Below are 25418 nucleotides of genomic sequence, written 5' to 3' on the forward strand. Positions count from 1 at the left end.
GTTTTCGGCTACCGGTCTCTCAGGAGTCCAGCTGTTCTTTCACTTTGCTTTCGGAGTATTGGGCGGCCAGGGTATGGATTTCGAGATTGAAGCGGGTAAATGCTTCGTCCCATTGCTTGCCTTCTCCGGGTTCATAAGGATATATTCCCCTATCGTTGTGCACCCCGCGGGCACCGTCTGCTACCATTTTTTGCATAATCGGCGGCACCGTTGCGGTATTACTGAGTTCGGGAAAAAGCTTGTTCAGGATCGTGCCATAATCTTTCAGTCCCATAAAATCCATTCTTCTGAAAATCCCCATCAATGTCATCCAGGACCCCGCGTCGTAGCGAAAAGCCTTGTCGATGTCTTCGCGGCTGGCATTTCCGCTCTCTATCTGATAAAATATTTCGCGGTAAACCGAGTACATCAGCCGGTTGGTAATAAAGCCGCGAATGTCCTTTTTCAGTAGCGTAGGCTCCTTGCCCCATTGATGCGCAAGGGAAAAGATGCGGTCAGCGTAGGTTGTGGCCGTTAGCTCGCCACAGGTTATTTCAAGAAAGCGGGTCATGAATGCAGGCTCGGCCCAATGGATCCCCAGGAAGCGTTCGGGGTGTTCAACGTATGGCTGCAGGTCGCTGATCGGTATTGCCGAAGTGTTGCTGCCGATGATGCAAGTGGGGCTTACCGCCGAGCCTATTTTTTTGTAAACCGCAGATTTGATTTCCAGCTTCTCGATCACACATTCAATCACGACCTGGCAGGATGCCAGCGCTGTGTAATCTTCTGATACGACAAGCCTGGAGTCAAACTTCGTCACCGAATCCGTCAACCCGGCTTGCAGGCAATAGTTCAATTGGGTAAAGATGCGTTCGCGTGCATTTTCAGCATCGGATGCCAAAGGAATAATCGCTTTGACGGAATGTCCCGCGATCAGCAATGCAGCCACAATACTGCTGCCCATCAATCCCAAACCGACCACGCCCACAGGTATCTCCGCTACATTCGACTGTTCATTCATAGGTGTGGCGCTCAGGCAGGCAGTTTTACAATGCAGTCGATTTCGACCTTAATGTTTTCGGCTAAAACCGATTGCACGGTGGTGCGGGCTGGCTTAATTCCCGGGAAGTAGCTGGCATACACTGCATTGTATCTGTCGAAGTCGTTGATATCCGATAAATGCGCCGTGCATTTCACTACATTTTCCATGGAACCACCGGCGGCTTTGATGATAGCGGCAATATTGTCCAGCGTGCGCGCGGTTTCCTCTTCGATGGTTCCCAGCACAAACTGCGAGGTTTTAAAGTCCACCGCGGCCTGACCGCTCACAAACAGGAAACCATCGGCGACGATACCATCGGAATAAGCGCCGGTAGCAAAAGCAGGATCGCGGTCAGGATGAATTATATTTTTCATAAAAGCGAAATATTATTTCAAAAAACAACTACCCTACAAAAGTACGTAGCACATACTCGGGCGTTCTCCTACTTTTCTGCCGATTACTAATACTATTTTTTAAAGCGGCTTTATGCGTTCAGCCCACCGTCCATGAGGATATTCTCCCCATTGATATACGCGCCTGCATCCGAGGCCAGCAACACCACGAGCCCCTTGATATCGTCCTGGTTTGCCATGCGGCGGAGAGGCACTTTTTTGGTGTAATTACTGACAAATGCAGCCGGCTGGTTGTTAAAAAGTCCACCCGGGCTAATGCAATTGAAACGGATGTTTTTTCCCGCATTCATCTGGGCCATGTAGCGGTTCAGGTTGATCAGGCCCGCATTGTGAAAGAAATAGTCCGGCGGCAGATCGCCCATATTTTCAGTACCGTCGTAATTGGAAAGGTCCGGGCCGAACATCCCCATCATCGATGCAATGTTGATCACGCTGCCGCCACCGCTCCGGACGATCAGATCCGTCATTTCACGCAGCAGATCCAGCATACCGGTCGCATTCGTCTGCATGGATTCCTCAAACTGGCTCAAAGGTGCATGATAGCCCTTCATAGGCCTGGAAACAGCATTATTCACAAAGCCATCGAGTCTTCCGAAAGTGTCCAGGACATATTGTTTCAAAGCCATCACCGACCCGTGATCCCCCTGATCGACCTGCATCGGATGTACATCCAGGCCCCGCTCCGTAAAGATGGCAGCCGTGGCCTGCGCCGAAGCGATATCCCGGGAGGTGGTAATCACGGTGGCATCCGCCTCGGCAAGCCCCTCGACAATACATTTCCCGTAATTTCCCGACCCACCGGTTACGAGGATCACTTTGTCTTTCAGACTTAACAGGTCTTTGATATGCATTTTACGGAATCGGTTAGCAGTGGGTTAATAGCTGTTGGCGTTTAGTACTTGTTTAATTCGTCCTCAAGGCGGGTCGGTCATGGAGTCACCCATCCCGCTCCCGGCTCTCTCCCGCTGCTATGATAATCTGCATAATCCGTTCGGTTTTTTCAAAATCCAGCCTTGGCCTTCCTTCTTCTACCGAACGGACGAATTCGATGAGGTTATCACGGAACATGGAATAGGAGTTGCGGATATCTACCAGTTTCCATGCATCCTGTCCGAACAGGGAAATCTGGAAGGTCCCGGTGATGTCGTTGAAAAGATGTAACGTTACTTCCGGGCCGTTTTCCAGGCGCAGGTGAATGATCTCTTTATCCAGCTGTCCGATATGCCGGACGGAAATGGCTTTCGGATCGTCCAGGATACTGAAAATGGCTTCCAGTAGGTGAACCCCGTATTTTTTCCAGTCTTTCTTGCCCACAGCGGTCACCAGTTCGAGTTTACCGAGCGATTTCAGCTCTTGCCGGGCAATACGCGCTTCGTTGGCATAGCGCATAGAAGAACAGGACATAATGAATTTTCCGGCTGCATGGTGAGCCGAAAACCAGTTCAGGTCTTCGGTGGAGTATGCCAGGGGTTTGTCTATGAAAATCGGCACGCCCGCTTCAATAAAAGGCCGGGCCATCTCTTTATGGTTTTCGGGGTCGTCGCGCGCCAGAATCACCGCATCGACTGCTCCTGTCATATCTGCCAGCTCATCCACAATCACCCGTATCCCGGTAGATTGGGCAATACTTTCGGAAATTTCACGCTCCTGCGTCCACACATGCGTGACCTGCGCAGCCGGCAAGCCCAGCGTATCCCGATTGGCATGCAGATAGGCGGCCACGGCCGGATACCCTACGCGGGCAATTTCTTCACCGTCGAACTTCCCGTTGATGATCGCCGACCAGGAGTATGGGTGGGCATTGCCGGGGCTCATGCCGATGATTCCGATTTTTAACATATTGGATTTTTATTTTAACCATCCCATTCTGTCCCAATGCGGCAGATTCAAAAATGCCGGATCGGGATAGACGAGGTTTCCAGCTCTTTTCAGCATTGCCTCGTCCATGTAGTCACCATTCGCTGTGGCTAATGCCTGGTGTAAATACTCCATTTTGTCGATGCCTACCAGCACGGAAGATACTTCTGCGAACGACAGTGCAAACCTCGTCGCCAGTGTGGGGAGGTCCGGAAACCGGTTGCCGGTTAATGCATGATAACCCTGGATATGCGCTTCAACATCAGCCAGGGCCGGGTGAAGGTTTTTCCCCCTGTCGCTGAGCAGCCCTTTCATCAGAACAGATCTGATCACGAGCCCCACACCACTTTCCGACGCCCTTTCAAAGAAAACGCCCTGCCGCTGATCCATCAGGTTAAACGGCAGCTGGATCACATCCCAGTTCCCGCACCCAATCGCCAGTCCGGTTTCTGCTTCTAGATAGGTAGAGGCGCCTGTGGCCCTGATTATTTGTTTATGTTTTAATTCAGAAAAGACATCGGCGATGACCGGGTTTTGCAGGATCTCAGCATCGGCCTGGTGGAGCATAAAAACATCCAGATAATCGGTCCGGAGCGCTTTCAGGCTTTCCTGTAAAGAATTCAGGATGAATGGTTTCAGCTCGTGATTCGGCAGCAGCTTGCCTTCCTTTCTGAAATGATTGCATTTGGTTGCCAGCACGACCCCGGCCCGCCGGCTGCCAAATGCTTTCCCCATAATTGATTCGCTTTCGCCATACAATCGGGCTGTGTCAAAAAAATTCACGCCACTTTCCATGGCCTGATGAAGCAGGTAAATCGCATCTCTTTCAGAAAGCATATCGTCTTTACCCGTCACACCGATTCCATAGGGCATTCCGATTTCGACTCCGCCAAAAGCAATCTCAGATACCTGGATACCGGTATTCCCCAGCGGTCTATTTTTCAAAGCATGATCAGTTTTAAGTTTTGAACCTTTGTTTCAGGTATCCATATAGGAATTCTTCGACCCGGCAGCGATGGTTTTGGTGAAAGCGCCAACCAAATCCTGGCAGTAGTTTTTAATCCCCACCACATCCGCGCCCATGCTGATAAACTGGTATCCCATCGCGACTAACTCATCCGCATTCCCGGGCCCTCCTACTGTTCCGGCGAACTTCCCGTGCTTCCGGGCCACCTGCGCCACTTTTTTTCTTGCCGCGATCAGCTCCGGGTGGTTCCACTCACCGGGAGCGCCAATGCCCTGACTGAAATCGCCTGGCCCGAAAAACAGCATATCATAACCGTCCAGCGCGGCAATTTCGTCCAGCTCGGCCAAAGGTTCGGGATCTTCGATCTGAAAGATCACAAAACGCTGCCGGTTGGCTTGCACCAGGTATTCATTGAAATCCAGGGCCGTGTAGGCGCCGTCGGAATTACCTCCGTCGATGGGCCGGCGGCCGGTCGGATGAAAGCGGGTCATGCTGACGATCAGTTCCGCTTCGGCCAAGTTCATGATATGCGGGACCATGATCCCGGTCGCGTCGAGTTCGAGCGGGCGGACAAAATCGCTGTAACTCCCTTTTGGCACCCGCACCAGAATATCGGTATCGTGTGCCTTGGTAGCCCAGATATTGGACGCGAGTATCGACCAGTCCTGTCCAATATGCTCCTGATCTGTCCATACGCAGTCAAAACCCGAAATAGCAGCAATTTCAGCCACACGGGCGTCAGACAAATTTATTTTGAAACAGCTTGCTATTTCTCCCGCCCTGAGCTTTTTCAACACCCTGCTTTCTCGCATTTTCATGGTCTTCTCTTTTTATCAAAATTAATATCCCGCCCTAAACCGTTCTGTTACTTTCATTCCTATTACTGATACTATTTTTCAATAGCCGGTAAACTCTTTACATCAAGTGGGTCCGCTCTCAATCTTGTCTCCGGGCGATTTTCAATATAGCGTGCGCGGCAGCAGCGGCTACATCCGCGCGGTCAGCCTCGTCTGGGAGCTGGCTTACGCTCGTAAGCATGGGAGCCAGCAAGGGAATGTCCCCGCTCGTACCTTTTTCAGCCAGCGCCGCAGCCATTTCCGAAATCTGACCTTTTGAGGTTGAGGTTCTGTATTTCAAAATTTCCGTATGTAGCTGGTCTGCCTGCCGGGCAGCGGTGGTAAAAGCAGCACTCAGCAAATATATCCTTGCCGGGGAATCCCCGGGTTCGGCCAGCGCAGCATCCACCAGAAGGGCCGACTCTTCATCAGAAAGCCCTTTTCTTAATTGACGCAAGGCGTAGGCTGGGATGATTTTGTCCGCCCCCGGACCATTTGGATTGGCGATCATTTTCAAAAAAGATGCAGAAACTGCTTTGAGTGAATCCGGCGACGTAAATGCGGTGCTCCATAATGTATAAAGCGCCAGGGATTTTACCGGACTTTTCAAGGTGCTTTCCGTCAAAATCCTGTTGTTTTCGAACGGGGAGATTTTAAGTTTAGCCAGCGTTTCAGCGGCGTGCGTCCGGTCGCTTGCCAACGAATCCAGATAGACAGCCATTATTTTATCCGTCCAAACCTGCTTCTCAGCCGGCGTTTCCGCTGCCTGTGCCAGCACACGCCATATTCCTATCCGGTACTGCGGTTTCGTCCCCAGCGCCTTCTCTTCTTCCAGGAAAGCGTTCCGCACGCCCTCCGGGTGTGCAGAGCAGACCAGATATTCCGCTGCATGTACCTTCACCCATTCCTTTTGCGTGGCCAGAACCTGCCTCAAAACTGCGATCGATTGCTGTTCAATTTCCCGAGATATCGATGAATCCGGCTTTTGGTTGATACACGCTCCCGGCATGGCTGATAGAACGATAAGCGTAAAAAGGGTGAACATACATTTCATAAAATATTTACAATCAATGCCTCGATGAAAATCCTGCATATCTGGCCCGTCACCAGCAAGTCCAGCCCCCATCCACGGCCAGATCCTGACCGGTAATGTAAGAAGCGGCGTCAGACAGTAGAAAAGCCACTGAACCGGCAATTTCCGAAGCCTGCCCGATGCGGCCCATAGGAGATTTAAGCGCCAGCCTTTCTACAAAAGCCGTGTGTTTTTTTTGCACATCGGGATTAGGAAAAGGCCCCGGCGAAATGCAGTTGCAGCGCACGGCGGATTTGCCCCAATGGACGGCCAGGTAACGGCTCATCTGAGAAATGCCGGCTTTGCCTACTCCGTATTCAAGCGGGTTTTTATTCATCGGATCCAGGTAGACTTCCGGATACGGGGACACCGATCCGTACATACTCGAGAAAAGCACGATACTGCCCCCATTTGCCGCAGCCATCCGGCTTCCGATTGCGCGGGTGAGAATAAATGTGGCGGTAAGCCCGCCGTGGTTCACTTCATCAAAGTCATCCGCAGTGAGCTCCTCCATTTTCTTCGCAGTAGTGGCAGTGGTCAGGTTTACATAACCATCCGGCACTCCGCGATCCGCAATCTGATCGCCCACGAACTGCTCAGCGCGACCGGTATCCCTGATGTCCAGCTCAGCGAAGGCGGCATTCGTCAGGTTTTGTTTTTTCACAAAAGCTTCAGCGCGATCGCCCAGATCGACACAAAGGATCTTTGCACCCAGCGTATGAAGTGCTAAAACGGTAGCCTGCCCCAAATAGCCGGCCCCGCCAAAAACCCAGATGTGCTTGTCTTTCAGATTCAGTATGTCGGCAGCGTTTGTCATCGGCTAAGCAGGTGTTATTTCCGTTTCAAAAATTTACCTTTTTTCAATATTTCAGCCCAAAGCAGATATCCTTCCGCCGTTAAATGGACACCGTCCCAGGTGAGCTCTTTTTTTAGCTTGCCGGCAGTGTCTGTAAAATGGCTGTATAGATCGATAAATGTGGCTCCTTCTTCATTTGCCAAGACTGCCAACCCGATATTGACTTCCCTGATCAGCCCATCTTTATTGCAATGATTGGGCAGCTTCTTAAAAGAATCATTGGTAGGCAGCATCGTTTGTACATACATCCGCGTCGCAGGTGACTTTGCTTTTATCCCGGCTACTATCCTCCGGCAGTTGTTAATCACCACATTTGCGGGCGTGTTGCGGGCCAGGTCGTTAATTCCGATCATTAAGAACACTTTTGCCGGCTTACCTTCGGTAACTTCATCCAGACGGTCGAGTACACCATAACTGGTATCTCCCGGAATTCCCCTGTTTCTGATATGGCTGTTTCGCAATAATTGCTGCCACTCGCCCCAGAAAGTGATGCTGTTCCCCAGGAAGACGATGTCCTTTTCGGAGTGATGAAAGGTTTTCATCAAAGCAACACGCGGATGGTAGATCTCCGGGCGAATGGTACTGTCCCAGCTCGCAGCCTGCCCCAAAACGTTAATCCATGTCAGCAGCAGCACCAGAGATCCAATAATATCTTTCCGTCGTAAACCTTTACAAATCAACTTTTTCAAGAGCGAGGTAGCTTGTGGCCAAACAACTATTTTATTTCCAGGATACTGCCTGCAATATGCTGTGGGCCGCCGGGCAGATTGAAGTAATAACTGACCAGTACCCGGTTCTTGTCGAGCTGCACCGCCCATGGATAACCCAAGTCGGTCGTTCCGCCGTCGGTGCGCAATATGATCTCCGGCGCAGTGGCAAAGTCGGTGCATTCGGCATTGAGGATACGCGCCCGGATACCCAGCGGTTTGTGACGGTAACCATATGAAACGAGCACGCGGTTATCCGGGAGTCGCAGCGCCTGCATCGGGTGCCCCTGAAAACCCATCTTCTCCCAGGCGTTAAATGTCTTGCCGCCATCTGTGGAGCGCGCAATGCAAGCCTGATCGTCCAGCCCGGCTGTCCGCAGGAATGCAACCAGGTCCCCTTTCGGTGTTTCGTAAACGGAAGCTTCATTAAAAGATACCTGATCGTCCACTGCCACGGGTGCGGCGTATTTCCAGGTCAGTCCTTTATCGGCGGAGATCATCAAATGGTTTGAAGTCTTATTGGGCGTCTGGCGGTCGGTTGCGGCAACTACCCAGAAAATACGTCCGTCTTTTCCCTCGTACATAGCGCCCCTGTTATAAGCCGGCACCATATTGCCCATGGCAGTGTGATTGATCTCAGGCCCGATATGCGGCGGGTACAGCGGGCCCTGCCACGACCTGGCACCATCCGAGGAACGAAGGACATAGCCTCCCAGAAAAACCGCTCCTCCTGCCAGGAAGTAGGGTTTTTGAAGGTGATCCATCCCTTCCGGCCGCACAAAGGCCCAGCCATAACTCGCACAAAGCAGCGTGCCATCCTTCAACTGCAGCAGGCATGGGTCCTGCGACCCTCCGAATGGGTGGGCGTAGATCAGCTCCGGCTCCGGTGTCCAGGCTTTGCCGTCCCTGGATTTGACTGCCACCAGGTAACTGTTCGGATCGACATGGCTGGTTGCTTTTTCACCAAAAACCTTCCGGCTCGGCGCGCGGCGGAAAGCCAGTACAATCTCCCCGTTTTTCTTCTTGACCACTGACGGGAAAGCCGAGTGAAATTTTTCGTCCTGATAAATGATCACGTCTTCGATTTTACGCACGCCGGGAATGCTGTCTGCGGCCGGCATCGTGATCTCAGGATACAAAAACCCGTTGGCAGAAACGGCCGGGACCTGATGGATAAACCATGGAAAAAGCAGTGCAGCGATCAGTGTTTTATTCAATTTCATAGAAAACGGGTTAGTTTTAAATCAATAAGGGCAATAGGCAGCGCGCTCATCGGCTCGTAAGCACTTCCAGTGGCCTGGGCTGGGCAAAAGGTACGTCAGCTGATTTGGCCGGCATTTTGAACCGGTACGCGCGGATTCCGCTTCCCTTGCCTTCTTCATAGTAAACCACCAGCACCGATCCATCTTTCAGCTCAACCGTAGACGGATATGCGCCCAGCGTTTCATCCACCAGGTAAGGTCCCTCCCACGTTTTAGCCTCATCCCTGCTGATGCGCAACCCCGTGTAGCCTTTCTTGGAAGGCGCATCCCTGAATGCCCTGGTAGTGAGCAATATCTCCCCCGTTTTCAGCCTGGTAAATGAGGGGGAATGACCGCGAAAACCAATATCTTCCACATTCGACCAGGTTTTGCCCAGATCCCTGCTTTTTGCAAAATGCATATGTACTTCCTGCTGCGCGCGCAAAGCTGCGTAAAGTGTTCCGTCTTTGAGCAGGATCACGTCAGTTTCGGCCGCCAGCGGGAGATTAGCTTTTTCCCCGATGGGGATCACCGGGCCCCAGGTCTTGCCTTTATCACCGGACAGCATTACGCCGCCCCAGGCTTTCAGTCCTCCTTTCCCTTCCTGATGGTAAACCGGCAAAATCGTTGTCCCGTCGGGCATTTCCCGCACCTGGGCCGATGAAATCCAGTCGATGTCACCAGTTTTCAGCAGCGTTGCCTGCTTGTCCCAGGTTTTGCCGTTATCCCGCGACCAAAGCAACTGCGGGCTTCCCAACACTTTATATTCTTTTGCGCCAAAAGTGGCATAACGAAGAGAAAAGAAGCTGACCACCACCGAACCATTGCTCAGCTGGGCAATGTGCGGGTCGCGATTGTCATCGGTATCGTCGTAAATAGTAACCGGCTTGCTCCACGTGCGGCCTTCGTCTTTGGAACGTACCAGACAAATCCGCCCGGCATTCGGATATTTTTCGCTCTGCTTAGTCACATGCTCGTCGCCGGCATAGAACACGGCCAGGATATCCCCGTTTTTGAGCCGGCATGCGTCGGGAAACGCCTGGTACTCTCCGGCATCACCTCCTTTTGAAATAAGTAACGGCTTTAACGTATCCGAAACGGATGTTGCGTTGTTCATAGCTGCGAGCGGACAGGCCCATACCAGCATACAGCCGAGAAGCAGAAAACGCAAAAATTGGGTGGTATTCATGATTTTTTAAAGGTTTAGGAATAAATGCTGTTTATAAACTGAAATGGCTGCGCAGCTGATCATTCGAATCTTACCAATCCGGCTTCTTCATTTTTCAGTTGCATTTTCGTTGACCCTTCTTTTGATCAGGTACAGAAGGCCGATGCATACCAACATGAGCAGGCTCGCAGATTGAAATATCTTACCCAGATCCACATCCATATCACGCAATACCCCGCCGGCATACAAGCCCAGGCCGCCGATCACGCAGGCGAAGAAATTGAGCACCCCGTATCCGGTAGCCCGGTAACGTGCATCCGCAGCCAGACATAGAATTGGCATCAGGTTGGCGTCGCTGAACATGCGGGTAAGTCCATAGAGCATAAACATCGTAATCGCCAGCGGCAGAAACGAAGTATTACTGGCAATGAAAATGCTCGGCGCCGCAATACAAAGTCCGATCACAGGAAACAGGAATTTGGAATTGGCACTTCCTCTTGCAAAACGGTCGGTTAAAAAACCTCCCAATATTACCCCGGCAATCGAGGCAGGATACAGATAACCCGTGGCGTACAATCCGGCCATTCCCTGGGAGAGACTGAAATGTTCTTTATAATAAGTCGGCATCCAGCCCATCACCATCCACCCGATAATCCCGAGCAAAGACCAGAAGATGATCAGCAGGATAAATGCCCGCTGACTAAACAGGCTGCGGATTGCCTGGAAGAAATCAACTGGAGGCTCCACCGGCTTTTGCTCGCTCTCCCCGCTTTGAGGCGCATCTTTCAGCAGCCACAGCAGAATAAAGGAATACGCCACACCGATAACCCCAAACACACTGAATGGCGCACTCCAGTGGTAGTCCTCGGCGATCCAGCCACCCACGAACCCGAGGCTTTGCCCTACCATAACACCCGCAATATGTATGCCCGACGCCAGCGAGCGGGTCGTGGTTTTGTGGTAGTCGACAATCAGGGCTACTGCAGCGGGAATGTAACATGCCTCGCTCACGCCCATCAATACCCGGGTGGCCAGCAGCTGTTCAAATGTAGTTGCGTAGGCCGTGAGCCACGTCACCGCAGACCAGACGAAAAGGCTTCCGATGATCACCCGGCTTCTGTTGAAATGATCGGCCAGAAAACCTGCGAAAGGACTGAGTATTCCGTATACCCATAAAAAAACGGAGGTTAGCAGCCCGAACTGGGCGTCGGTCATCGGCATCGCCTGAACGATGGAGGTACGCATGGTGGTGATCATGGTACGGTCCAGGTAATTGAGACAACCCACAAAACACAATAAAACAACAATCCGCCAGGCGCCCGAAGGTAGTACGTGCACGGCTTTCAATGGTGCTGCTTGGATTGCTGACATAAACAAGGCGGGTAATTTGAATGATGATTGATTGCTGAAATGCGCCTGAGGGCTACTTACCGGTTTGCAGCTCTTTCAGGGGAATCTCGGCCTGATAAACAATAGCCTTACCTTCATGGCTGGAATAATAGGCCACATACAACTGATTTTTTTCAACGATCAAGCCGGGATAGCTGCTATCGCCGTTGCTGGGAAGCTTGATGGTTTTCAGGATTTCACCTTTCAGATCCGTGACGTGCAATGCGGTAAAAGCTTCTTTACCTTCGTGCAGCCGGGTCCCCATCAGCAGCTTATCGTTCCCCAGAAACTGGAAATTCGGCCCGCCAAGTCTGACCGTCAATTTGTGATACTTCCATTGGTTGTAAGGAAAGTCACTTGTTGCAAGCATGCCCATCTGGTCACCGGTTTCCCTTCTTACCAGCACATACATTTGGTTGTTTTTGTCAAAGCGGATGGTCGATTCATTCGGGCTGCCGTCAACTTCAAAGCCTGGTACTTTTTCATAATACCGGCCATCCTTCGTGCGCAACAGTTGGGCGTACATGGTCCTGACGCGCTTTCCATCCACGAGCTGGTAGTCGGCCGTGTACATAATACCGTAACCAATGCCCTTGTGCCAGGTGATGCGCCAGATCCAGTCCAGGGTTGGGGTAATGTCCTTACCGAAAGTGGTTTTTTCAGGCTGTGAGAAATGGGTCCCTGATTGGTCGGAAATGGAAACGTAGGGAGCAAGCGTGAGGTATTTGCCGTCTTTGAAAATACCCGCCGCGACAATGGCCATCAAAGTCCCGTCGGGCCTGACCGACAGCCTGGCTTCCCGCACGTCCTCTGCTTCCATGTCGAACAAAGCCACCGTCTCCCAGTCCTTCCTGTTTTTAGACCTGATTACCCTTACTTTTCCGTTGTTTTCGTTGCCGACGTGGTTGGCACCTTCCCGGAAAGTGATGTAGAAGTGGTCTTTAAACCGGACAAGATCGGGGAATGCATTGTGCTTTTCTTTGTCCCAAACCCTGGAAATCCGGATGGAATCTGCCGGGCTTCCTGCATTGACAAAGGTACCCGCCCCCGAAAGGAGCAAGAACAGAAACAACCTTATTTTTAGCATATTCTGACACTTTGGAAAGTGAGTATTGAATAATTTTATTCATTCATTAATTCGCCTTTTTCGCGCATCTCCTTTTGCAACTGAGCCTGGTAAGCCGCTTTCGCCTCCACATCTTCCCGGGCCGATTCACCAAAATAGATAAAACCCAGAGCCTTGCGAGTACGGTCAGGTGTCTGGTTACCGTCGGCGCGGTGGATCGTCAGCGAATCGTGGATCAGTAAATCACCCGGCCGGGCCGGGAATGCGATCTCGTTCTGTACATCCTCGGGCAGGCCGTAGTCGGTGATTCCCTGCGAAAAGCCCAAGGTCTGGGTACGCCCGTGCAGCCGCATTCCCTTTTTGTGAGAGCCCTTCACATATCGCACACATCCATTGGCCTCGTCCACATTTTCAAGCGCCATCCACATGGTAACCGCCTTGGCAGGTTTGAGCATGAAGTAATAACCATCCTGGTGCGGAGGTGTCGGCTTTCCGATGCCGGGCGGCTTATTAAAATATTCCAGGATCTTGGGGACTACCTGATCTTGCAACAGCTCGCCCGCTATTTTGCTGAACCTGCTCTGGTGGAGCATGGGCGCAAAATAGGGCTCATGCTCGGAAACATGCATGATCTGCTTCAAAGTGGCCGGATCGTTCTTATCTTCGTAAAACACATCGTGGGCAGGTAATCCAGGCACCACATTCTCAATAAAATACGTCAGTTTCTCATTCACGAGCGCGATTTCCTCCGCAGACAGAAACCCCGGCAGAAAGACATAACCGTCTTCTTCAAATTGTTTTTTGATCGATTCAATATCCATTTCTTTCTTATTTAAAACGAATGCTCTCTAATGGTTTCCTTATTTATAACCGGGATTTTGCTTCACTTTCGGTTCCAGGCTCAGTACCGTATTGGCAATAGGAAAAAGTAAGAGATAATCCTGCCCTTTTCTGGCCTGAAGATTGGGTACGAGCTCAAAAGCTTTTCCAAAACGGACCAGGTCCCACCATCTTTTCCCCTCATAGACCAGCTCGAAAAGTCTTTCTTTCAGGATAGCCTCATCATTGGCCTGCTTGGTCCCTTTTACAAAAATATGTTTGCTATAATGCGTCGTGTAAGCCCTCTGACGCACTTTATTGATCTCCTCGCTGGGATCCTGGTCGAGGGCATTTTTGGCTTCTGCTTTGAGCAAAAGCACATCCGCGTAACGATAAAGCACAATATCGCTCAGAAAAAGCCGGGTTCCGCCCGTTAGTAAACCGCGCCCTTTCATAGCCAGCGTCGTGTAGAACGTTGCCTTACCTGCCGAATCGTAGGTGAAAATTTCGTGGAATGAGCCTTTTTTCCGGGTATCGTCTTCTGTAAACTGGTTGCGTACCAGCGGTGTGATCACCAGAAGGCCCTGTCCGCCGCCAACGGGCTGGATCAATGCTTTGGTGGCCGCATCGATATTTGCCGGAATGGCGCTGTCGATGATCCAATGCAGCCAGAACTGGTTATTGGCCGCCCCGTCCAGGTCTTGATAACGTATGGTCATAATCGTTTCCTTATTGCCCTTATTGGCATATTCAAACAGGTCTGCAAAGTTGGGAAGCAGGGAAATGTCCGCTTTTTCGACTTCCGCGATCGCCGCAAGGGCCGTGGTAAAATCGGCCTGGCCTCCGTTCATCCTTTTGCCGGTCCAAAGAAATACGTCTGCTTTCAACGTGTTGGCACCGGCTCGCGACCACCGGGAGCGTCCTGCTGCGAAGTTATTATCGGGGAACAGCGACAGCGCCATCTCGATGTCGCTTTTAATCAATGCAAAGACCTCTGCCTGCGGCGAGCGTTCTTTGATGGTAATCTCCGCATTCGAACTTTCCGTCGGCTCGGTGCGTATGATCAGATCTCCCCATGTTTTGGTCATGACGAAATAGGTGTAGGCCCGCATGGCATAGGCCTGCGCCAGCACATTGTTCTTGGCCGCTTCGGTTTTAAAAGTGATACCGGGCGTGTATTTGATAATCAGGTTAGCGGAATTGACCACCGTGTAAAATGCACTCCAGTCCGGGTGATTGGGCTGATCGCCGCTCAACTCATTGAGAAACAAGTCGTTTCTGCCGCTACCGTATACGCCTCCTTCAAAAACCTCGCTCCGCTGCTCTCCTACCGTGTAGATGGCACCGGATATGTTCCGCAAATTGACATACATTCCATTCAGCGCTCCTTCCGCATCATTCTGCGTTTTCCAGAAGGAAGTAGTGGTAATCACGCTGGTTGGAGACACATCCAGTACATCGCACGAAGCTCCGCAGAAACACACCAGGAGGGTAAAAGCTATTTGTTTAATTTTTTTCATGATTCCTTTGATTATCAAAATGATAGACTTGCTCCGAAGATGATGTTCTTAGGCATTGCATACCGGCCGTCGTCCACGCCTCCCTCTTCGGGGTTCAATCCCAAATATTTGGTGAAATAATGAATGTTGTTTGCGGTGACGTTAAACCTCAGGTTCGCGAGTTTCAGCTTGTTCAGTATTCTGGAAGGCACTGAATAGCTCAGCGTCACCTCCCGGATCGCCAGAAAATCGCCTGACTCCATATACATCGAATTTCCGGAAGTGGTCACGCCGTCGAACAGGTTGCGTTGGACGCGCTCGCCGCCCCAGTACGAACGCGGCATATCGGTGATGTCACCCTGCTTTTTCCAGGAGCGCTCTACCATCCTTTGCGTCAGGTTTCCGTCCGAATACATATTGCCATCCAGAAACATCCGGCCCCAGTTGAAAATGGTGTGTCCAGTGGTGTAGTCCATGCGCACATACAGGTTGAAGTTTTTGTAGCTCAATGTATTGGACAAGCCTCCTGTCCAGAGCGGATAGGCATTTCCCATGTATCTTTTGTCCCGGGAATCGATGATGCCGTTTTTGTCCGCATCATAGAATTCCACGTCGCCGCCATATTGTGTTTTGTCCGCGCCCACGATGTAGGAAGCGACAGGGCCGTTTTTGGCATCTTCATCTGTGGGGTAGATCCTCACCTGCTGCCTATCGTACATTTCCCCTAACCGCAGGCCTTCCTGCAAGCCGCCCTTCCAGGCATAGTCCTTTATGGCATCGTCCCAAACCAATATACCTCCTACCCTGTTGTTTGCGATCCCGTTGTAAGGCAGTTTCAGTACTTTGTTTCTGGTTTTGGACGCATTGAAAGAGACGCTCCATTGCAGCGGCGAGTTGGCCGGCAGCACACGCGCACCGATTTCGATTTCAAAGCCTTTGTTTTCCAATGTACCCAGGTTGGTAAGCACACTTCCAAAACCGGTGGATTGGGGCAAAGGCAGACTGGTAAGCAAATTGCTCGTTGCACGCCTGTAATAATCCAGGATCATCGTAATCCGGTTGTCAAAGAAACCCAGGTCCGCACCGATATCGAAGGTTTTGGATTGTTCCCATTTCAGTTCACTGTTCGGGATCACGGTATTTTGGATCGCGGCTGCGCCGCCGTATTTGCCGCCCACGCCATATGCGCCTTGAGCCGTGAAATCGCCCAGGCCACTGATATTCCCATTAACCCCATAGCTCCCCCTTAGTTTCAGCTGCGAGACGCTTCTTGAAATCCCCGTCCAGAAATCTTCTTTATGGATATTCCAGCCAACGGACACCCCCGGAAAAAATCCCCATTTGTAGTCGTCGCCCAGATTGGAGGCGCCATCGTAGCGCATATTCACGGTAAGCAGGTATTTGAGGTGATAGTTGTAGTTGGCGCTCCCGAAATACCCCAGAATCGTTTGCCTGGTCACCGTTCCGCTCACCGCTGTGGCCTCAGCAGAGGCGTTCAACGTGGGGATCAGGTCGGTTGAAGCCCCCCTTCCTGTGGCGCTGATACCGGAAGTATCCCGGACAAAGTATGAAAAGCCCGCTTTTAAGTCCAGGTTGTGATCCTTGGCCAGTGTTTTGGTGTAAGAAAACACCCCTTCGGCCTGTGTCTGCCGCCACTTGGAGGCGCTGGCCGAGGATACACGGGAGTCTACAAACGCAAGCGGCCCGTTCCAGTATCCGGGTTGAAACGAGCGCGCGTCCCTGGAGACATTGTACATCGAGATCTGAGGGTCAAAAGACAGCCCGGGCAGGATATCCCAGTGAGAACCCAATGTTAGGGTGAGCTTTTCATTCGAATTGTCATAGACCCTCGTATTCATCTGGTACTCGGGGTTACCGATCCCGTTGTTGGTACCCGGAGCAAGCGTTCCGTCCTCGAACTTGTATTTGGCCGTCGGGGCCAGGCCCGCATTGCGGTAAAAAGTAACTGCGGTGGATCCGTACGGCATATTGGATTTAGCCCTGGAATACATCACCCGTGAGTAAACGCTCAGGTTCTTCCTGACCTTTATATCGCCATTCAAACTGAAACTTAACCGGTTGTATTTGGTAGTGATTACCGTACCGTCTGCAGACATATACCCTACACCCGCATTGAAGGTAGCTTTCTCGGTTCCGCCCGAAATCGCCAGGTTATGGTTGTGGGATAGGCCGGTCTGATAGTTAAGTGCCTGAAAATCGGTATCCTGGAATATCAGCGTTTTGGTAGGATCCGCAGGGTCGGGCATGCTTTGCCAGCCTTCTTTGAGCTTGTGTTCATTCGCTGGTGTTAGGTACTGCGTGGTGAAGGCCGTGTTGTTGGTCAGGTCGTTACCCGTTCCGTAACCCATCGGGAGTGTCAGTCTGGATGTATAATCGCCGAATTTCGGATCACCAAATACCCCTAACCTGTTGATCTTCAAGTAATCTCTTGCATTGGCTAGTTCAAATAGCTTTCCCGGCTTCGAAGTGGTGAGATCGTAAGAATAGGATATGCGCGTCTGTCCCGCCTTGCCATTTTTTGTCGTAATGATCACCACCCCGTTTGAGCCTCTGGCACCATATATCGCCGTGGAAGCGGCGTCCTTCAAAACCTGCATGGATGCAATGTCCTCGGAATTAATATCGTTCATGTCGGTACGGATCACACCGTCGATAATGTATAAAGGACTGGCGCCGTTTGGGTTATTAATGGATGTTCCACCCCTTACGATAACGCGGGGAGCCGCACCGGGCTGACCCGAAATGCTCTGCACCCTGACGCCGGATACAGTCCCTTGCAAAGCGGAAGCCGCATTGGCGAAAGGAACATTTTCCAGCACTTTATTATCGAGCTTAGAAATGGAAGTGGTGAGTGTTTCCCTGGACTGCACCCCATATCCCACCACCAAAACTTCCTGCAATACGGCGATATCGCCTTTCAGTGTTACATTGATCTCGGAGCTGTTTCCGATCAGTATCTCCTGGCTCTGATAACCTATAAAAGAGAATATCAGCGAAGAGCCTGTTGGGGCGCTGACGGTGTAATTTCCGTTCGCATCGGTGCTGGCCCCGGTGGTGGTCCCTTTCACCTGGATATTCACGCCCGGCAACGCTTCGTTTTTTTCATCGACAATCTTCCCGGAAACTCTCACTGCCGTTTGTGAACATACAACAGTCGTACAAAAGCACATCAATACAACAACTAACAAACAGGATCTCCGGTGGAAAAGATGTAGTAATATTTTCTTTTGCATAGCTACGAGCTTAGAAGGTTTGGCTTGATTTAACAAATCCAAAATTAAGTTCTGCTATTTCTGCGATCCTCTACTTTTGTGTGCTTTTGTAATACTATTTTTCGACAAATTAAATGGAAGATAATTAACAGGTTGTCTGTGCTGCCAGGTGGCCCCGGATCTGATGAAAACGGCACAGGGGTACATCCGGCCGTCAAAGACCCATATCAGGAATTGAAGGAAATCAGGTAAGGCGGGAATGATGCTGCATTCAGTTCGTCATTCCAAATAACGCGTCGCAGGTGCTGCCACCTTGCGTTGTGGAAATGCCATTGCTTTGTAGCTTTCCGGCATAGCGATGTCGCCACCCACGTACACGGGTAGCAACGGGTAAGGATAAACGGGGCGCCTGAAGCGCACGGTCTTCTGAGGATCGGCCTGGTCGTAGGCAGTACCTGTGAGCTGCTGCGGTGCTACTCCTTCTTCCTTCCATTTGATCAATGCCCCCAGCATATCTCCCCCGTCGTTAAGGCCAGGCCCTCCGCTGCAATGCCCCATGCCCGGTATCAGAAAAAACCGGAAGAATTCCTGCGTCCCAGACAGCCCATCCTGTGCCTTCACCACCCTTTCATAATAGTTCAATGCATCCTGGTAGGGAACCAGCGGATCGGCTGTGCCCGAATACATCAGGAGCTTGGAACCATGATGCCGGAATGCAGTAAGATCTGTGCTGTTCGCATTCAGGACCGGGCCAAGTAACGAGTCGAGTTTGTCCTGATCGCGATCGAAATCGAATGTGTTGTAATCAAACTCGGGGCCGAAAGCCCATCTGTACTGATAGAAAAGCGCATTCGGCGATTGCTGGGCGTTCTGCTGCAGTTCGATACCCGAAGTCACATTTTCACTTCCAAACGGGATAGGTGTATAAATCCTTTCACCGGTACGCGGATTGACCGGGCCTGTATAAATCTTTTTGAGAGCGGCAAGCTCTCGCTGTGTCAGGCAGGTCTCATTGTCGGTTCCCTCCGGGCACACCGGCAGCGTTTGCGGGTCGAAATGGCAGGCACTGGGATCAGTCAGGAAGTTGTCGCCGGGAGCGCCCCCGTCTTTGCCCGAACAGGCTTTCAACACCGCCCGTGTGATCATGTCTATTTTTTGCTTGGGTAATAATGCACCGCCCCGGGCATCGTTGGTGGCGCGCAGGTTCCAAACAAAACCCGTGTGCAGGTGGGTCCGGTTGTTGGCCGGCGCGCCGGCCAGAATACCATCGTAATCCAGCGGATACCGCTGCGATTCCATCAACGCCTGCTGTCCGCCGGTCGAGCAGCCGGAAAAGTAGGCATGGTGGGGCGGCTTTTTATAATAAGCGGAGACAATCGCCTTGCCGGCCACGGTCATTTCGTGTGTAGCGCGGTGCCCAAAGTCTGTCCATTTTTCCGGATGCCCCGTCAAGCCGTTCGCCCCGGGCGAGGTACCCATATCGGTATTGGCTGTTGCAAAGCCTCTTTTTAATCCCATGGCCAACGAGCCGTAGTTGATGTAGCCTGCCCCGCCCCCGGTTCCTGTTCCCAGGAAACGTCCATTCCAGGCCTGCTCGGGAAGCCACAGTTCAATGCGGATGTGGGAATCAGGTGTTGGTGCCAGCATAGCCGTAACGCGGCAGAAGGCAGGCAGTGCCGATATCGGCCGGGCATTACCCGGCGGGGCAAAATTCCCGGATACTACCCGTTCTGCCGAGGTAATGGTCATTGCCGGAAAATGAAGATCAGCAAGCCGCGCACAAGGGCAGGTCAATGTATCCGATGAAACTTGTTCCGGCTCACCGGTCGCTTCCAACCAAACAGCACTCCCGGCCAGCAGGAAAAAAAGTATCAAAACTCTTAACACAGGGACAATGATGGATAGGGTGATTTGATATATTAAACTATAAACCAATCTATTGTAAAAAAACTGACTATTGAATCAGGGCTTATTGAGTGCCACCGGTTCAACACTATAACCTTGCTCCCGCAATAACATGACGATGCCAGTCCGGTAATAGAGATGCGCAAGTCCCACTGCAATCAAGGTTGGTTGGTCCGTAATTTTTGCGATAATCTTTGGTATCCAATTCTTGTTCCGTTGTTCGAGCGGGATAAAATCCAAGGCGTTGGAAGTCATTACTTTCGTCGGGAACTCATGAAGCCGGTATTCAACTTTCATTTGTTTATATCGGGCTTCCGCTTCCTCTACTCCGTTCATTTGATAAATATTCCAATCCGGTTTGTCGCTATTGTTGATATACTTGACTGCACGCGTAATATAATCCTTCGCATACGCGATTTCCGACGAATCAAAATCAGTTTTCAAGACCCGATCCAAATGGTCGCCTCCTCTTCCAAGTTTGACGTAGAGGTCGAACAAGTCTTTATCCATTAACTTCGTGATGCCATTTGCATTACTCCTGCCCGATATTAACGTTGTCAGAATCGCACCTTCCATTTCAGCAACCGTCATGAGCTCGGCATCGATATTGTTCCGGATACCCTCGCCTACCCGTGCCACAAAAAATGAATCCAACATTTCGAACTGCGCTTTGTCAAGCAAAGGCAACGCTTTTAATACTTCCCGTTTTTGTGGTGCCTTTGGAACGGGCTCGGTCGTGAAGACCTCAGTAAGAATATACCCTGTACTGTCTATTACTTTTGTGATTTCAGGATATTTCAAAAGCCAGCTGGCATCGGTGAGGTGAAAGGTTCCAATGATGTAAGACGCCCTGGGGCATCCGGGTCCCATTATTTTCCATAGAATAGTGGCAGGATCCGTCTTCCGATCCTGTTTTTGCTTTTGTCCCCAACAACAGGCAACAGCGAGCGTGCAGATCAGCACGAAAAAGAAGGAATACTTTAAAAGCCTCATTGCAAAAACCAGTCTCATACATTTACCTTCGAGCTGTTCACGATGCTGAAACCTAAAAATAATATACGTTGATTAATGTATCAACGGTCTTGCACTTCCATGGCTCATAATTGTTTTCAAGTATTGGATCTATTGAGACAATTGAAAAACTGATCCGTCCCCAAAAAGCGTTTACAAATTCAAGTAACGACATCTTAAATAGTGACCGTACGGGTTGCGCAATGCAGAATCGAAATGCAGCAACTAGTCTTCATTGCCTTTTCGATTTATCCGGTTGTTAAATTTTATCAAAATGGATTTCCCACGAGGATAAAACTAATTGCGACCAGTAAATTTCGAACATATAGAAGCCGGATCTGATGCTACAAAATTATTTCAAGACAGCGGCACGTAATTTACGCTATCAGTGCCAATATACTTTGTTGAACATCCTTGGGTTAACAATTGGCATCACAGGTGGATTGCTGTTCATTACTGGACACGATCTGTTCTTTTACGGACACAGATTTTTCAGTAGAACCTAGAAATAACTATTTGGGCCTCACCAGGCAGGTTTTTGAAAATTGGCACGTATTTCTACTAGAAAATATAAACAAATATTCTGCGCATGCGCCGGACGTATCTGGGAGAATTTGAAGAACTTGTTTTGCTCATGATCGCAATCCTGAACGGAAACGCTTGTGGCGTTACGGTTTCGCTGGAAATCGAGCAGCAAACAGGCAGGATCGTCACTTTCGGTGCGGTTCACAATACGCCCGATGACACTTTGAAGCTAAGCGGCATATGAATCATCCACAACCGCCGCGGTGGGCAAAAACTTTGCTCCGCTGGCTGCACCCTGAAAATACGATTGAGGAAGTGGAAGGAGATCTGGACGAGCTGTATGCATACTCGGTGCAACGCTCCGGAAAAAGACAGGCACTTCTGCATTATCTGCTGAATGTAGTGACGGTACTTCCCCCATTTGTTCGTCGGCGTCGTGGTAACACAAGTTATGAACAACCATTTTTTCTTAGCCCTGATATGTTAAAAAGCTATTTCAAAATCGCATGGCGAAACATCGTCCGTCAAAAAGCTTATTCCCTACTGAACATTGCCGGATTATCCATCGGCATGGCGTGCAGCATACTGATCCTTCTGTGGGTGCAGAATGAGCTGAGCTACGACCGGTTCCATACCCGCGCGGCCCGGCTGTTTCGGCTAACATGCAGTGCCGGTGACTTTAAAACTGCCGTAAGTGCGGCGGGTATGGCAAAAGGCTTACAAGCGCAGTTGCCCCAGATAAAAGGCGGGGTAAGGATGAATAAACCCGGTCCGATGCTGTTTGAAGTGGGAGAAAAAAAAGTGGAAGAAAAACGAGTCTTTTATGCCGATTCCAATTTCCTGGAAGTTTTCTCTTTTCCCCTGATAGCAGGAAATGCGGCAACAGCGCTGAAAGATCCGGGCGCGATACTGATCACCGAAGAAATGGCCAAAAAATATTACGGCACGCGCGATGCCGTGGGAAAGACCATCCGCATCAACAATAACGAAAACTTTACTATTGCGGGCATTCTGGCCAATACGCCTTCTAATTCCCATTTGCAGTTCGACGTGATTATTCCTATGAAAACCATGGCCAAATGGAACCGGGATTTGCAGAACGACACATGGGATAATCTTAACTTTTATACCTATCTCGAACTCGATGCAAAGACGGCGGTATCTGACTTCGCCCGCCAGAAACTCGCACAACAAATAGGAGAAATTTTCAAAGACCACGGTCAAACTACCAAAATTGACTTCCGGCTACAACCACTAACGGATATTCACCTGCATTCTGATTTACAGATCGACCTGCCCGGGCAGGGGAACATTCAGTATGTCAATATTTTCCTGGTTGTTGCGATTTTCATTCTGGTTGTAGCTTGTATTAATTTCATGAACCTTGCCACCGCCCGCTCCGAGCGCAGGGCTAAGGAAGTAGGACTCCGCAAAGTAGTCGGTGCGAATCGTTACCAGCTTGTGTTTCAGTTCCTGGGCGAATCGCTCATCTTTTCATTTCTCTCGCTGGTGATCGCGACCGGAATTGTGTTCCTGCTGCTGCCTGTCTTCAAAATGTTGACTGAGAAAACCCTAGCCATTCATTTGCTGGATGGAAAGCTTTTGATAAGCCTGATCGGCATTGCGGTATTGACAGGCCTTCTTTCCGGCAGCTATCCCGCATTATTCCTGTCTGGCTTCGCGCCGATAAAAGTACTGAAAGGCAAGCTAACGGTCGCCGGCGGAAACCTGCTTTTCCGGAATGCGCTGGTGGTTACACAATTTGTGGTCGCCATTGTGCTGCTTGTCGGCACTGCCGTTGTCTACAAACAGCTGGATTTTATTAAAAAGCGGAATCTGGGTTTTGACAAATCCAACCTGCTTTACCTGCCCGTGACCGGTGAGTTGCGTGGAAAACAACCGGCATTGAAAGCGTCACTGGCACAAAATCCGCTCACGGAAAATTTCACGATCATTTCAGATCTGCCTACCAAGCTCACATCCGGCACCACGGATGTTATTTGGGACGGGCAAACAACTCCCAACCAGGTCATTTTCCCCTCGCTTAATGTGGATGAAAATTTCGTCAATGTATTTAAACCGCAGGTATTGGCAGGCCGGGGTTTCGACAAGTCGTTTTCGGGCGATAGTTCCAGCTATATGATCAATGAAAAGGCTATGCAGATCATGGGCTTGAATGTGGGCAATGCGGTGGGAAAGAGCCTGACCTTTCAGGAGACCAAAGGAACGGTCATTGGGGTCGTCAAAGATTTTCATTTCAAATCGCTGCAATATGCCGTGGAGCCGCTGATCCTCCGCCTTAACAAGCGTGGCGGCGTGGTGATGGTGCGTACGACTGCGGGAAGTAATGAGCAGACAATCAAGGCATTGGAAAATATAAATCAAAAGCTTAACTCGGCCTTTCCGTTCACATTTGGCTTCCTGGATAAGGATTTGGATAACCTGTACCGCAGCGAACAGCAAATGGGAAGCATTTTCAATTTGTTTGCCGGCCTGGCGATTTTCATTTCCTGTCTGGGATTGTATGGACTGTCCGCTTTCATGGCCGAGCAGCGCACGAAGGAAATAGGGGTACGCAAAGTGCTCGGTGCCACCGTAGCCGGAGTTGTGCGTTTGCTTTCCCAGGATTTTTTGAAGCTTATACTGATCGCCATCGCTATTGCGTCACCGATTGCATGGTATGCCATGAATAAATGGTTACAGGGATTTGCCTATCAAACCACCCTGGAATGGTGGGTCATTGCCCTGCCGGGAATAGTGGCGACTGGGATCGCATTGTTTACGATCAGCTTCCAGAGTATTAAAGCGGCGCTGATGAATCCGGTTAAGAGTTTGCGGAGTGAATAGTTTTCAATAAACAGTCTTTGTTGGTACCCGCCTTAAAATCGAATGAGCTACATGGAAGCCTCCAACCATTCCGAGACCCGCCCGAACCATTCACTGAATGACGGATAGGTCAAAAAGCCATGTTCTCCTTTAGAGTAGACATGGATAGCGCCATTTACGGCCCTTTTTCTGAGCGCATCGTAGAACATTAAGCTGTTGGCAACAGGCACTACGACGTCCGTACCACTATGGATCAGGATCGCAGGCGGCGTGAGCGAATCAACCTGCAGTTCGTTCGAAAAAAGTTTTATTCTGGCATCACTAGCGCCCCGGCCCAGCAAATTATCACGAGAGCCGATATGTCCGGTCGTATCGTTGAAGCTGACTACCGGGTTAATCAATATCATAAAATCGGGACGTAAGCTCGTTTTACCATGCGGGTCTATATAACGTGTCCCGAAATGAGTGCCGGCGGATGAGGCCAGGTGTCCCCCCGCAGAGAAGCCCATGATGCCAATCTTGTTGCTCTTAATGCCAAACTCCTCCGCCCGCTCCCGAACCAGCCGGATAGCTTGCTGTGCATCCTGAAGAGGCCCTATCGATTTGTCTGTCATGATGCGATCATCAGGAAGCCGGTATTTCAACACAAATGCGGTGACACCGAGCCGATTGAAAGCCCTCGCCACGTCACTCCCTTCGCGTTTGGTGAGCAGAACCCCGTAACCGCCTCCCGGACAGATAATGACCCCAATCCCGTTTGCTTTCCCTTTGGGCGGTGCAAAGACGGTAAGATCCGGAACCGACACTTTCAAAGTCAGTGAATCCACCAATGCATCCGGCTTTTTGAACTCCCTGTTTTCGGAAGGGATCGCACCCGGAATCGGTCCGGAATACAGCCTGATCACAGTTTGTGCCGTAACCATCGTCCTGACCAGTGTTAACATCAGTATTATCAAGCCCCATTTTCGGCTGGTCGCTATGGAAATGGGAAATGCATTTTGCTTCAT

The 25418-nt window shown here is 50.6% G+C and carries 20 protein-coding genes and 1 pseudogene; 2 read left to right on the plus strand and 19 right to left on the minus strand.

What is annotated here, in order from left to right; translation table 11 throughout:
• Window positions 1–19: 19 nt before the first annotated feature.
• The 18 genes from BP71_RS21545 to BP71_RS21630 all read right to left on the minus strand — a co-directional run bounded on the left by BP71_RS21545 (window position 20) and on the right by BP71_RS21630 (window position 21060).
• Complete coding sequence (locus BP71_RS21545; protein WP_496383017.1) at window positions 20–1000, minus strand: 3-hydroxyacyl-CoA dehydrogenase family protein; 981 nt, start codon at window positions 998–1000, stop codon at window positions 20–22.
• 11 nt (window positions 1001–1011) lie between these two features.
• A complete protein-coding gene (locus BP71_RS21550; RefSeq protein WP_496383019.1) occupies window positions 1012–1395 on the minus strand; it encodes a RidA family protein in 384 nt (127 codons plus the stop codon).
• A 110-nt stretch (window positions 1396–1505) separates the two neighbouring features.
• Window positions 1506–2285: an SDR family oxidoreductase gene (locus BP71_RS21555; protein ID WP_496383021.1), complete on the minus strand. Its 780-nt coding sequence runs from the start codon at window positions 2283–2285 to the stop codon at window positions 1506–1508.
• Window positions 2286–2370: 85 nt separating this feature from the next.
• Entirely contained in the window at window positions 2371–3273 is a 903-nt protein-coding gene (locus BP71_RS21560; protein WP_496383023.1) for a Gfo/Idh/MocA family protein, read from the minus strand.
• Window positions 3274–3282: 9 nt separating this feature from the next.
• The gene (locus tag BP71_RS21565; protein ID WP_496383025.1) at window positions 3283–4236 is read right to left on the minus strand and encodes an aldo/keto reductase; all 954 of its coding nucleotides are present in this window, start codon (window positions 4234–4236) and stop codon (window positions 3283–3285) included.
• A 33-nt stretch (window positions 4237–4269) separates the two neighbouring features.
• Window positions 4270–5076: an HpcH/HpaI aldolase family protein gene (locus BP71_RS21570; RefSeq protein ID WP_496383027.1), complete on the minus strand. Its 807-nt coding sequence runs from the start codon at window positions 5074–5076 to the stop codon at window positions 4270–4272.
• Window positions 5077–5194: 118 nt separating this feature from the next.
• Window positions 5195–6139 carry a hypothetical protein gene (locus tag BP71_RS21575; protein ID WP_496383029.1) on the minus strand — a complete coding sequence of 315 codons (945 nt, stop codon included), beginning with the start codon at window positions 6137–6139 and terminating at the stop codon, window positions 5195–5197.
• A gap of 58 nt (window positions 6140–6197) precedes the next feature.
• Window positions 6198–6983, minus strand: coding sequence for an SDR family oxidoreductase (locus BP71_RS21580; protein WP_496383030.1), 786 nt, complete (start codon window positions 6981–6983; stop codon window positions 6198–6200).
• A gap of 14 nt (window positions 6984–6997) precedes the next feature.
• Entirely contained in the window at window positions 6998–7711 is a 714-nt protein-coding gene (locus BP71_RS21585) for a GDSL-type esterase/lipase family protein (protein WP_496383032.1), read from the minus strand.
• Window positions 7712–7737: 26 nt separating this feature from the next.
• Window positions 7738–8952 (minus strand): sialidase family protein, encoded by a 1215-nt coding sequence (locus BP71_RS21590; protein ID WP_496383034.1) that lies wholly within the window; start codon window positions 8950–8952, stop codon window positions 7738–7740.
• Window positions 8953–8998: 46 nt separating this feature from the next.
• Window positions 8999–10159 (minus strand): sialidase family protein, encoded by a 1161-nt coding sequence (locus BP71_RS21595; protein WP_496383036.1) that lies wholly within the window; start codon window positions 10157–10159, stop codon window positions 8999–9001.
• An 87-nt stretch (window positions 10160–10246) separates the two neighbouring features.
• Entirely contained in the window at window positions 10247–11509 is a 1263-nt protein-coding gene (locus BP71_RS21600) for an MFS transporter (RefSeq protein WP_496383038.1), read from the minus strand.
• A gap of 52 nt (window positions 11510–11561) precedes the next feature.
• Window positions 11562–12614 carry a hypothetical protein gene (locus BP71_RS21605; RefSeq protein WP_496383040.1) on the minus strand — a complete coding sequence of 351 codons (1053 nt, stop codon included), beginning with the start codon at window positions 12612–12614 and terminating at the stop codon, window positions 11562–11564.
• 35 nt (window positions 12615–12649) lie between these two features.
• The gene (locus BP71_RS21610) at window positions 12650–13414 is read right to left on the minus strand and encodes a phytanoyl-CoA dioxygenase family protein (protein WP_496383042.1); all 765 of its coding nucleotides are present in this window, start codon (window positions 13412–13414) and stop codon (window positions 12650–12652) included.
• Between the two features lie 39 nt (window positions 13415–13453).
• Window positions 13454–14932 carry a RagB/SusD family nutrient uptake outer membrane protein gene (locus BP71_RS21615; RefSeq protein WP_496383044.1) on the minus strand — a complete coding sequence of 493 codons (1479 nt, stop codon included), beginning with the start codon at window positions 14930–14932 and terminating at the stop codon, window positions 13454–13456.
• A gap of 14 nt (window positions 14933–14946) precedes the next feature.
• Window positions 14947–18063 carry a SusC/RagA family TonB-linked outer membrane protein gene (locus tag BP71_RS21620; RefSeq protein ID WP_496383046.1) on the minus strand — a complete coding sequence of 1039 codons (3117 nt, stop codon included), beginning with the start codon at window positions 18061–18063 and terminating at the stop codon, window positions 14947–14949.
• 360 nt (window positions 18064–18423) lie between these two features.
• Entirely contained in the window at window positions 18424–20031 is a 1608-nt protein-coding gene (locus BP71_RS21625; protein ID WP_496383048.1) for a tannase/feruloyl esterase family alpha/beta hydrolase, read from the minus strand.
• A 75-nt stretch (window positions 20032–20106) separates the two neighbouring features.
• A complete protein-coding gene (locus BP71_RS21630) occupies window positions 20107–21060 on the minus strand; it encodes a TraB/GumN family protein (RefSeq protein ID WP_496383050.1) in 954 nt (317 codons plus the stop codon).
• Between the two features lie 589 nt (window positions 21061–21649).
• On the opposite strand from BP71_RS21630, the pseudogene BP71_RS21635 reads away from it, so the two are divergent.
• Window positions 21650–21796, plus strand: a pseudogene (locus tag BP71_RS21635) (PadR family transcriptional regulator); the annotation flags it as partial.
• Between the two features lie 29 nt (window positions 21797–21825).
• Window positions 21826–24432, plus strand: coding sequence for an ABC transporter permease (locus BP71_RS21640; protein WP_496383052.1), 2607 nt, complete (start codon window positions 21826–21828; stop codon window positions 24430–24432).
• Window positions 24433–24479: 47 nt separating this feature from the next.
• Here BP71_RS21640 and BP71_RS21645 read toward each other — a convergent pair whose 3' ends face one another.
• The gene (locus BP71_RS21645) at window positions 24480–25418 is read right to left on the minus strand and encodes an alpha/beta hydrolase (RefSeq protein ID WP_496383054.1); all 939 of its coding nucleotides are present in this window, start codon (window positions 25416–25418) and stop codon (window positions 24480–24482) included.

The sequence above is a fragment of the Dyadobacter ginsengisoli DSM 21015 genome, assembly GCF_059568735.1.

Excerpts from the sequence above, each read along its gene's own strand:
- BP71_RS21545 (WP_496383017.1), bottom strand. The coding sequence starts at position 1,000 with ATGAATGAACAGTCGAATGTAGCGGAGATACCTGTGGGCGTGGTCGGT.
- BP71_RS21550 (WP_496383019.1), bottom strand. The coding sequence starts at position 1,395 with ATGAAAAATATAATTCATCCTGACCGCGATCCTGCTTTTGCTACCGGC.
- BP71_RS21555 (WP_496383021.1), bottom strand. The coding sequence starts at position 2,285 with ATGCATATCAAAGACCTGTTAAGTCTGAAAGACAAAGTGATCCTCGTA.
- BP71_RS21560 (WP_496383023.1), bottom strand. The coding sequence starts at position 3,273 with ATGTTAAAAATCGGAATCATCGGCATGAGCCCCGGCAATGCCCACCCA.
- BP71_RS21570 (WP_496383027.1), bottom strand. The coding sequence starts at position 5,076 with ATGAAAATGCGAGAAAGCAGGGTGTTGAAAAAGCTCAGGGCGGGAGAA.
- BP71_RS21575 (WP_496383029.1), bottom strand. The coding sequence starts at position 6,139 with ATGTTCACCCTTTTTACGCTTATCGTTCTATCAGCCATGCCGGGAGCG.
- BP71_RS21580 (WP_496383030.1), bottom strand. The coding sequence starts at position 6,983 with ATGACAAACGCTGCCGACATACTGAATCTGAAAGACAAGCACATCTGG.
- BP71_RS21590 (WP_496383034.1), bottom strand. The coding sequence starts at position 8,952 with ATGAAATTGAATAAAACACTGATCGCTGCACTGCTTTTTCCATGGTTT.
- BP71_RS21595 (WP_496383036.1), bottom strand. The coding sequence starts at position 10,159 with ATGAATACCACCCAATTTTTGCGTTTTCTGCTTCTCGGCTGTATGCTG.
- BP71_RS21600 (WP_496383038.1), bottom strand. The coding sequence starts at position 11,509 with ATGTCAGCAATCCAAGCAGCACCATTGAAAGCCGTGCACGTACTACCT.
- BP71_RS21605 (WP_496383040.1), bottom strand. The coding sequence starts at position 12,614 with ATGCTAAAAATAAGGTTGTTTCTGTTCTTGCTCCTTTCGGGGGCGGGT.
- BP71_RS21610 (WP_496383042.1), bottom strand. The coding sequence starts at position 13,414 with ATGGATATTGAATCGATCAAAAAACAATTTGAAGAAGACGGTTATGTC.
- BP71_RS21615 (WP_496383044.1), bottom strand. The coding sequence starts at position 14,932 with ATGAAAAAAATTAAACAAATAGCTTTTACCCTCCTGGTGTGTTTCTGC.
- BP71_RS21630 (WP_496383050.1), bottom strand. The coding sequence starts at position 21,060 with ATGAGACTGGTTTTTGCAATGAGGCTTTTAAAGTATTCCTTCTTTTTC.
- BP71_RS21640 (WP_496383052.1), top strand. The coding sequence starts at position 21,826 with ATGAATCATCCACAACCGCCGCGGTGGGCAAAAACTTTGCTCCGCTGG.
- BP71_RS21645 (WP_496383054.1), bottom strand. The coding sequence starts at position 25,418 with ATGAAGCAAAATGCATTTCCCATTTCCATAGCGACCAGCCGAAAATGG.